Here is an 8855-nt window from a genome sequence, read left to right as displayed (position 1 = left end):
GTCACAGCTTCTGGTCAACGCGTTGACCCAATGACGTCAATTATGGCGCGTCACAACCGAAGGCGGGCACATGGCCACCGACCCATCGAGGCGCCCGAGCTCGAGGCAGGCCTCGAGCTCGCAAGATTGAGTGGCCGGATCGATAGCTAAACCCGAATCAGGATATAGCATTGCCATGCTACGGCAGAATCCTCCATATATTACAGCGTGTTATTGGACATGTTAAGCTAAAGATGGTTGACTATACAAGGTCCCGGATATCTTTGCTAGCGGCCCGGGCTGACCGAAAAGCCGGTCCCGACGCAAGCTCCGGACTGCGTCAGGTCGCCACAGGACGCCTCTCGATGCCGGCCAAGGACGAGGGCCGAGAGGGGGTGCGCCACTGGAAAAGGGTCCTCTGCTATGGCCGCCTTGTGGTCCATGTCGGGTCTGGATCGGCCGCTTGTTACAGCCCATTTAGTCTGGCGGCCATGTCAAACAACATGGCCTTGACGACCTTACGCCCTTCTATCGAAAGCCTGATGATAACGCGCAAGCGGTTGTGCGGATCAGGATGTCGCTCGATCAACTGATGGCCGTGTAGCCAATCTATCCATCGAAGCGCTGTCGTATCCTTTATTCGTGCTGCCCGGGTCAGCGTCCTGATATGCATCGTTTCCTTGCTTAACTGCGCGATGAGAAGCTCGAGGAGCATGGACCAAGCAGGTTTGCACGAGGCTTGGCGGCAAATCACGCGTTCGCGCAGACGCAAGTGTGCCCGGTAGGCTATCGCCATCCTGAGGAGGTCTTCGTCATTTTCCATCTTTATCGGTCCTTACGGCGGGTTCGTAAGGCGGGTGCAGAACCGCGGTTGGCATTGGACGGGCGGTGACCGCCGTGGTTTCGGTATTGGAAGGGCGCGGCGAAGCCGCTGGCGGCAGAAGGACAAGCGGGCGTTGCAGGATCGTAGGGACGATCGGCCAAGCACGCAAAGCGATCAAAGTGCTGCAAGAACCAAAGCCTGTCGGCAACCGCGAACGTATCCATTGTGCCGCTGATGCCGCATGCATCGTGCGAGACGGGCTCGCAACCCGGGCGCGCAGCATCACGATATGGCAAAGGCCATGCCGCATGAATCTGGCGGCCTCCGCGTCGCAGGGTCTTGCGAGCAGCAAGAGCGGGCAGGGGGGCGGAAGTGGCTGGGAGCTGCGTCGGCGGGACATGACCGCTTTCGGCGGTGTCGAGCGACGCATTTGCTCCCCAAACCTGTTGCGGGGAACCGAGATCATTGCGTTTTGCACGAATGTGCGAAAACCCGTCCGAGGTCAGACAAGAGCTGTTCGGTAACCTCGGTTCCGTGCGGTGTAAGTGTGACATGGATCCGTCGCCTGTCGCCCGGATCGGACTCCTTGGCAACAAGGTCCATCGTTAACAGCGCGTCAAGCCAACCCAGCGAGGTGGTGGGGGCGATTCCGGTCAGCAAGGCTATGTCGCCAAGGCTCAGTGGCATGCATCTGTCGCTATTGAGGTACAGTTCGAGCAGAATGCTCCAAGGCGCACTGCCAGGTGGCCCCATTGGCAGAATTGACCGCCTGGAATGCAACGAGTCGCGATAAGCTGTGGCAATTGCGCGCAAATTCACAGGTGGGGGCAGTTCTGGGTTCATAGACCTATAACTAAAGTTAGCAGAGCCAATTACAGCTCTCGATGGACGGTCATCTATCGCGGTGAAGGTTCAAAAGTAAGAGGCCAGATAAGACAATCGCAGAAGCGACATCGTGAACACTGTCTTCAGGATCTGGTTGCACCTTCTTGGAAAAAATAGATTTGATCGAAAAGGGGCTTCACACGATTTCGTGAGAAGTCATACAATTTGAACGACAATGGGAGCAGCCGTCTTGTCAGGCGGCCCATGGTTCATCGTGTTTATCATGGCGTTGAGAGCGCAGATGAGTTTGCGCATGATGGCGATAAGGATGACCTTGGGCGGTTGGCCGGTTTCGGCGAGGCGCTGCCTGAAGGTTTCCATGACAGGATTGTGCTGTCTGGCGATAAGGGCTGCCATGTAGGCGGCATCGCGCAGGGGTTTGCGGCCGCCGATGGTGCGTCGTTGCCCCCGGAATGTTCCGCTTTCGCAGTGGAGGGGAGCCACGCCGAGCAGTGGCGCGGCCGCCGGCGGGTCAGTTGGCCGAGCTCGCGCATGAGCGCCAGCAGGGTATGGGCAAAGACTGGCCCGACGCCCGGGACCGAGCGAAGCAGGCGGTTGCGGGGGCCATGCGTTCGTCTGCGGCGACTGCTTCGGCCATGGCCTGGTCGATCAGCAGGATATCCGCCTTGAGGCTTGCGATCCGCCGCGCAGCCATGCGCTTGAGCACACCATGCACCGTGCGCAAGGCGTTGGGCCGATGTGCGGTCAGCTCCACCGCACACAGCGCTGCCAGCGCCTCGCGCTCGTAGCCGCCACTGGCTTCCAGACCGATTGCAGCGGGGCGAGCCACGCCAGGGCTGCCGTCACTGGCGAATTCCAGCGCCTCTCCATCCGGCCACAGGCACACATCGAGCCTTGACCTGCTCACATCGATACCGACAAACACAGCCTGACACGTCATCTTCGTTCCCTTCCTTGCGCGTGCGGGGTAGAACCCCTCGCAACCGTGCGGGTTGATGAAGATCCGTCCGGGCCCAGGCTCCCCAGCGGTCTAGGCAACCAAGGTGGCTGACACCTAGATTGGTCTGACTCGGGGGCGTGCCGGGGGGCCTTGAGGCGAGCTTGGCCGCCCGAAATTTATCGATTTGGCATTGGTTCGGTCGGCAAGGTTATGATGTGCCGCTCAGGGGTATATTGCCGTTCACGAACATTGTTCGACAAAGGGCAACAATGCCAGGCAAACGGGCAATGGGGAAAGGAGCACGAGCACTGGAACCCGGGGATGGCCGCAAGAGTGCGTGAGATGTAGCATCCTCGGCTAAGACCGTGCAGAGTTTGGGGGCGGTGGTTCGACTTCGTTTCCAAGCATAAACAAGGCATCGGTGTCGTTTCCGAGACCTCACCTGCTCAGCGAGCGGGTGACCGCGCCGGGTTTGGTGTTGGCCTTAATCAAGCGCATCATTGGCAGGCTGTGCGGTTCTAACGCTGGCTTCGGCCCATTGCAGCGCTTCTTCATGAAGTTGCGGAATTTCGTTTGTGCTCGAAATCCGATGGGCACACGACGAAATCGGTCCGCGCACGGTGGCAGACAACGATCTGCCATTGGCTTGCTTGAGCATTCGCTTCATCTCTGGCTGCCTTCCCGGCGCAGCGTAGCAAAGCCGAGCTGGCTGGACAATTCGGGTAGATGCTTATGCTAGGGTCCAAGCAAGACGCAGGCGCGCCTTGCATGCTGGACGTGCCATTAGTCACCAAGCGGTCCGAGGTAAAAAAGCCTAAACCAGGACCGGCAAGCTGGCCAGCGATGCCTTTGTAGGAACCGAACCCACTTGCGGTTGTCGAGCGGGTTTGTAGCGACAAGTCCTCTCGTTCGAGAGCTTCCTCAACCTCGCCGCCGCAAGGCTATGGCTCAAGTCTTTTGTCCACGCCTGCTAGCACTACTTTGGCAGAAGTGTAGACGGGCTGAGATTGAGCGAGCATCCGCAGTGAGGGCATTGCAATGGTGGAGAGCGTGACAGGCAGTCAATAATGGCTTGGCGTACTGCTGGCAGGCTGGGTTGCAGCGGCGGGCCGCAGACTCTTTATGGGATGGCCCGCCCCTTTTCCCCGGCATCGGATATGATGCTGGTGCTTGAAGAGGAAAGGAGCGGACCGATGTCTATTGTGATCCTTGGCGTTGATTTGGGCAAGAATGCCTGCAGTGTGGTGGGCGTGGATGCGGCGGGAGCTGTCGTCGTACGCAGGTCGATGCGCCGCCAGACGCTGGTCGACTACGTTGCCAAGCTTCCTGTGTGCGTGGTCGCGATGGAGGCATGTTGCGGTGCCCATTATCTGGGGCGCCTGTTCGCCGCGCACGGACATGAGATCCGGCTGATGTCGCCGGAGTACGTACGGCCGTATGTCAAAGCACAGAAGAACGATGACCGCGACGCCGAGGGGATCGCCGAGGCCGCCTCGCGTCCAACGATGCGCTTCGTCGAACTCAAGACCCAGGAGCAGTTGGACATCCAGACGCTCCACCGGGTTCGCTCGCGCCTGGTGGCTGAGCGCAGGAGCCTGACCAACCAGTTGCGGGCGATCCTGCTGGAGCGCGGGACCATTTTCCCGGTTGGGCGGCGCAAGCTGGAACTCGGCATCGATGCCCTGCTGGCCGATGAGGATACGACCTTGTCACCGCGTCTGCGCCAGTTGGTGGCCGAACTGCGTGCCGAATGGCGCGAACTCGATACCAGGGTGGAAACGCTGAACGGCGAGTTTGTCGAGCTGGCGCGCAATGACGCGGCTGCCCGGCGGCTCACATCCATCCCCGGCGTCGGGGTGCTGAACGCAACTGCCCTGATTGCAGCCGTGGGCGATGCCAGCAGCTTTGCCAAAGCCCGAGACCTGGGTGCCTGGCTCGGTCTGGTGCCCCGTCAGCATACTACCGGCGGCAAGCCGCGGCTGCTCGGCATCTCCAAGCGAGGCAACACCTACTTGCGCACCTTGCTCATCCACGGTGCCCGAGCAGCATTGCCGTCGCTGGCGCGAAGCGAGACCCCGTTGGGGCGCTGGTTGACAGGAATGATCGAGCGAGGAGTCCACCGCAATGCTATCGTCGTCGCGCTGGCCAACAAGCTGGCGCGGATCGCATGGGCGGCCTTGCGCAAGGACGCGACGTTCGAACGCGGCTACCCAGTCGCGGCATAACCGGATCGGCCGCACGCATCTTCGTGCATAGGCCAACGATGTTTGCAGGAAGGATCGTGAAGATGGCCTGACAGTCGATCGGCGTCTGGAAAGCCCGGCCAAAAAAATGGCACTCGTTGCCGGCGTCTTTATTGTGGCTCCAGACGTGCGGATGTCCATCTTGGCCATGGGGTCACCCATCGTTGACGCAGACTGATCAGAACACTTCAAAATCCCCCTTGCAGACGGGGCGGGCCATACGTTTTTTCCGTCCCGCCTGGGCGATCCGGCGGAATTGCAGGAAGGCATAGGCCATCATCGTCATCAATGCGTGGCGATGGAGCCCGGTCCAGGACCGGCCCTCGAAGTGGTCGAGGCCGAGTTCTTCCTTAAGTTGCTGATGGGCCTGCTCGCATATCCAGCGCGCTTTGATCGCGCTGGCCAGGTCCTTGACCGGAGTGCCGGCGGGCAGGTTCGAGAGATAGTATTTGCGTTCGCCATTCGAACGATGCTCGCCCACCAACCAAGCTTCCTCCCCCGGCATATGCTGGGCTCCGGCGGAGCCGATCCGCTGGGGAGCTCCGTCGGCGATGCGCACACGCACAGCAGCAAAGCGTGCGCTCAGGCGTCCCTTTGTTCCCTTGCGCCAACTGACCTGACGCCACTTAGCGTCTTCGAGCATGGTGTGTGCAGCCCGGGACTTGACGTCTGGCACGTGCCGAACCCGCGGTCGCCCGCGAGCCGCCACCGGGAAGATCAGTTCCACATCGGACGGGTAGACCTTTTGGTGCCGAGGGATGCCGACGGCCCAGCAAAGGCCGCGCTCGCTCAGTGCCTGCCGGAACGGAGCCGACAACCCATAACCAGCATCGGCCAGCACGCAGCCGAAGCGCACTCCGGCAGCGATAACTCGGTCGATCTCTTCGATCGCGATCTCCGGTTTTGTGCGATACTCACGCAAGGGCGCAGGCACGCCGGCCTTATCCATTCTCGCGGCATCGCTCGTCCAGCTTTCCGGCAAGAACAGCCGCAAACTCAGCATGACCGGAACTTCGCCCGAGGCCAGTGTCACCGACACCAGCGTCTGGCAGTTTGCGTTCTTACCCAGCGCTGTGGCGTATTGCGGCGCGACGCCAACCGACGCCTTGCCCTTCTTCGGCAACGCGGTGTCGTCAATGATCAGCCAGGCTCCGTCACCGCCCACCAGTTCATCCGCCTGACTCCACAAGGTCGCTTCCAGCGGCGCGCTGTCCCACAGGCCCGCCCCGATGAAATGATGCAGCCGGTCATAAGCAATGGCGTCAGACCGGGTCGCCATGGGCTGGATACTCTTGCGATCACCCGGCCCAATCAGCCCGGCGATATAGGCCGGACACATCCGGCGCCGCGTTTTGTTACCCAGCCAGCCCAGATACGGCTCAAGCCACCGCTCCAGATCCGCACGCCAGTCCTCGTCCATCGCCAGCCTCCGTCAAAGCTGGCTCCCCATGAATCATGCATTACGGGCCAAGGGAATCCCAAAACCACACTTCTGCCAAAGTAGTGCTAGCCCGTCCAGACAATTACCTCTCAAGGACAACCAACTAAGACCATTCCGCTGTTGTCTGTCGTGGCCTTCGGCCCCTTAATGAAAGGCGCTCCCTTTTGCCGCCTGATCCGGTACAGCCTCGCGTACGCTCGATGGACGGTACCGGTGATCTGAAGGCCCGGATCGATGGAAGTGGCCGCCTGAACGGCTGGCGCGAAGGAGGATGCGTGATTACTGAAGGCTCAAGTAGCTGGCGATCTCCTCCGCCAGCTTTTCCATTTCGACGGCAGTTTCGATCTCGTGCCGTTCCCGCAAGTCCTGCGCGCACCCTCCGACAGCTTCGAGCAAGTCGTTCAGGCCGTCGAAGACGTCGGTGAAACCGAATTGGGCAAGGTATTTACCGACGTCCTCGTCCTTACCCTCAGCGAGCGCCATCCAGAAAGTGTCCAGCTTTGCCGTGACGCTACGCAGATCATGAGGATCTTCCTGTGGCATCAATCCTTCCATTCTCGGTCAGGGTAAGCGTCGGTTTCCGGATCCGCGCCTTCTGCATGCAACGTCGCTCTTACGAACGGGGGGGGAATAGGTTCCACTACCGGTATTACGCCGTCAAAAGCCACACGGACCCAAGCGCCATGCTGCCCTCCCATTGTAATATTGCTTGGACTGACCGCCACCGCGCTGATCAGCAGCGCCGAGCGCCATCCCGACTGTAATCCCGCATCGCCGTGCAAAGCGCGCTATGTCCCCTTCGTGCTGGCCCGGCGCGAAATACCGTCCGATTTGCGCCCGTCTGTTTCGGCTGCTTTGCCACTCAGTCCTCTTACTGCTGGAGCGCAAAAACCCGGAGGCGGTGCTGGTATAGGCGGCGGCATTGGCGAGGCGCTTTCGGTGCGGTACGACTGGCAGTTACCGGGAATGGTCTTTCCGTTGACCTTAGATGACCCGCCTCTGCGCTAAAGTGAGGCATACTTGCGATCAAATGACGCCAAATTGGCGGAACTTTATTCAATGAAAACAGGTAGATGATCCTCGAAGGCAGTCAATCGCTGCCACGTTAAGGTTAATTCTTCTGTTAACCATTGCGCGGCTCGCCAATGAATGGCGCATGGCACAAAAGATTGCACTTCACATCCTCGAACCACAGGATCGTTTCCGGACAGCGCTGGCCCGGCTTGGCTATGAAGCTGGATTTCACTGTGAAATTTATGAAGACATCAGCGAGCTTTTCGAAGCGATTCCGGGCAACGGCGTGGTGCTGATCCGGGACGGTGGATCATGCAGCGCCATTCCCGCGCTGGTCCGACACCTTGCATTGCAAGGCCAATGGTGTCCGTTTGTTGGCTATGCTGATCACCCGACGGTCGACCACGTGGTCCAGGCCATCAAAGGCGGTGCGCTTTCCTTTATTGCCACACCCGGGACAACGGACGACCTTCTTGCCGTGGTCCCCGCTGTGGCAGCAGAAGCTGAGTTGCGCAGAGATCTGATCGAGCGGGCAGTTCGGGCTCACCAGAGCCTTGCCCGTCTTACAGATCGCGAGCGGCAGGTGCTTGACGGGATTGTGTCGGGCGAGAGTTCGAAAGCCATAGCGCGAGTCTTGGCGATCAGCCCACGGACAGTTGAGATCCACAGGACCAAGATGCTCGGCAAGCTTGGCGCAAGAAATGCGGCAGACGCCGTGCGTCTCAAGGTCGAAGCCTCGGCTTATACCAATATCGCCGCCTGATTATTCCTTCGCCACGACTGGTTTTTCAATCGAGCGAAAACCAACTGCCGCTCGATAATACCTTTCTATGCAGGTATAGTTTTGCCCCACCAAGCTTCGGAGTCATAAACGTAAAGGGAAAATATCTCACAATTTCTACAATTATCCCGACTAAACTATGCCTTTTGAACGACACGTCATGAAAGGCTCGTTACATTTTTTCCCAGCATGCAAACGTGAGATCAGACCTTTCAGAGCAGAATTGAAATATAAATCGTTTTTTCCAAAGTGCAGAAATTCCACTTTAGCACTGGATTGCCCAAAAGAGCAAAGGAAAAAAATGTCAAGATTGCCGTTTCTTAGGCCAAATCAGTGCGGCTGTAATTTGACTGTTTGTCGTTCACCAGCTGCTCCGTCAGTGTCGGTACACAGAGCCTGATTTGCAGCGTGTCCACTAGGGCAATTAATGGCTATCTCTCGTTTTTCGAAATTCCGCCTTTCATCGCCCGTGTTCGGAAGGGGCATTTCAAACGAGGCAACTTGTGCACTGCCAGAAAAGGCCTGCCTGAAGCTGGACACCTCGAAGAACCGGCTGTTTTTGGCTTGACGGCGCCGCGAGGGGTCTGATGGCGGCTTTTGAGACGTGAGGGTTGGCCTTTTCGGCCGGGTTTCCTTGGTTTTCTGGTCCGGAGCGCCGTTCAGCGCCATGTTTTCGCGCTATGCGGGCGCACCTCGCCCTTCGAGCCAAACGAGGCGCTGGAAGTTATAGACGAGGTTGGCCATGCCGATCTTGATGCGGGCGCGGGCAATGCCAATGGTGCGCACGA

Annotated in this window: 9 protein-coding genes and 1 pseudogene; 2 read left to right on the top strand and 8 right to left on the bottom strand. The window is 59.2% G+C overall.

Annotated elements, in window-relative coordinates:
- Positions 1-445: 445 nt before the first annotated feature.
- The 5 genes and pseudogenes from AX703_RS16750 to AX703_RS16735 all read right to left on the bottom strand — a co-directional run bounded on the left by AX703_RS16750 (position 446) and on the right by AX703_RS16735 (position 3255).
- Complete coding sequence (locus AX703_RS16750) at positions 446-802, bottom strand: hypothetical protein (protein WP_156135931.1); 357 nt, start codon at positions 800-802, stop codon at positions 446-448.
- Positions 803-1843: 1041 nt separating this feature from the next.
- Positions 1844-2044 (bottom strand): hypothetical protein, encoded by a 201-nt coding sequence (locus tag AX703_RS28435; RefSeq protein WP_231735586.1) that lies wholly within the window; start codon positions 2042-2044, stop codon positions 1844-1846.
- A gap of 12 nt (positions 2045-2056) precedes the next feature.
- Positions 2057-2131: pseudogene (locus AX703_RS28960) on the bottom strand (hypothetical protein); the annotation flags it as partial.
- A gap of 28 nt (positions 2132-2159) precedes the next feature.
- Positions 2160-2555, bottom strand: coding sequence for a hypothetical protein (locus tag AX703_RS28430; protein WP_231735585.1), 396 nt, complete (start codon positions 2553-2555; stop codon positions 2160-2162).
- Between the two features lie 517 nt (positions 2556-3072).
- Positions 3073-3255 (bottom strand): hypothetical protein, encoded by a 183-nt coding sequence (locus tag AX703_RS16735; protein WP_039338281.1) that lies wholly within the window; start codon positions 3253-3255, stop codon positions 3073-3075.
- Between the two features lie 526 nt (positions 3256-3781).
- Between AX703_RS16735 and AX703_RS16730 the strand changes: the two genes are divergently transcribed.
- A complete protein-coding gene (locus tag AX703_RS16730) occupies positions 3782-4813 on the top strand; it encodes an IS110 family transposase (protein WP_062345709.1) in 1032 nt (343 codons plus the stop codon).
- A gap of 196 nt (positions 4814-5009) precedes the next feature.
- Here AX703_RS16730 and AX703_RS16725 read toward each other — a convergent pair whose 3' ends face one another.
- Positions 5010-6251: an IS701 family transposase gene (locus tag AX703_RS16725; protein WP_062345701.1), complete on the bottom strand. Its 1242-nt coding sequence runs from the start codon at positions 6249-6251 to the stop codon at positions 5010-5012.
- A 300-nt stretch (positions 6252-6551) separates the two neighbouring features.
- Positions 6552-6815 (bottom strand): hypothetical protein, encoded by a 264-nt coding sequence (locus tag AX703_RS16720; protein ID WP_062345699.1) that lies wholly within the window; start codon positions 6813-6815, stop codon positions 6552-6554.
- Between the two features lie 613 nt (positions 6816-7428).
- Here AX703_RS16720 and AX703_RS16715 point away from each other — a divergent pair.
- Positions 7429-8049: a response regulator transcription factor gene (locus AX703_RS16715; RefSeq protein ID WP_062345697.1), complete on the top strand. Its 621-nt coding sequence runs from the start codon at positions 7429-7431 to the stop codon at positions 8047-8049.
- 348 nt (positions 8050-8397) lie between these two features.
- Here AX703_RS16715 and AX703_RS27490 read toward each other — a convergent pair whose 3' ends face one another.
- Positions 8398-8736, bottom strand: coding sequence for a hypothetical protein (locus tag AX703_RS27490; protein WP_156452103.1), 339 nt, complete (start codon positions 8734-8736; stop codon positions 8398-8400).
- Between the last annotated feature and the right edge of the window lie 119 nt (positions 8737-8855).

Origin of the sequence: Novosphingobium sp. CCH12-A3 (assembly GCF_001556015.1) — a bacterium.
GTDB classification, from domain to species: Bacteria; Pseudomonadota; Alphaproteobacteria; order Sphingomonadales; family Sphingomonadaceae; genus Novosphingobium; species Novosphingobium subterraneum.
The sequence above is the reverse complement of the archived record's forward strand: the minus strand, read 5'-3'. Positions and strand labels throughout refer to the sequence as shown.

Coding starts and splice junctions, on each gene's coding strand:
- AX703_RS16750 (WP_156135931.1), bottom strand. CDS start 802: ATGGAAAATGACGAAGACCTCCTCAGGATGGCGATAGCCTACCGGGCA.
- AX703_RS28435 (WP_231735586.1), bottom strand. CDS start 2,044: ATGGCAGCCCTTATCGCCAGACAGCACAATCCTGTCATGGAAACCTTC.
- AX703_RS16735 (WP_039338281.1), bottom strand. CDS start 3,255: ATGAAGCGAATGCTCAAGCAAGCCAATGGCAGATCGTTGTCTGCCACC.
- AX703_RS16730 (WP_062345709.1), top strand. CDS start 3,782: ATGTCTATTGTGATCCTTGGCGTTGATTTGGGCAAGAATGCCTGCAGT.
- AX703_RS16725 (WP_062345701.1), bottom strand. CDS start 6,251: ATGGACGAGGACTGGCGTGCGGATCTGGAGCGGTGGCTTGAGCCGTAT.
- AX703_RS16720 (WP_062345699.1), bottom strand. CDS start 6,815: ATGCCACAGGAAGATCCTCATGATCTGCGTAGCGTCACGGCAAAGCTG.
- AX703_RS16715 (WP_062345697.1), top strand. CDS start 7,429: ATGGCACAAAAGATTGCACTTCACATCCTCGAACCACAGGATCGTTTC.
- AX703_RS27490 (WP_156452103.1), bottom strand. CDS start 8,736: ATGGCGCTGAACGGCGCTCCGGACCAGAAAACCAAGGAAACCCGGCCG.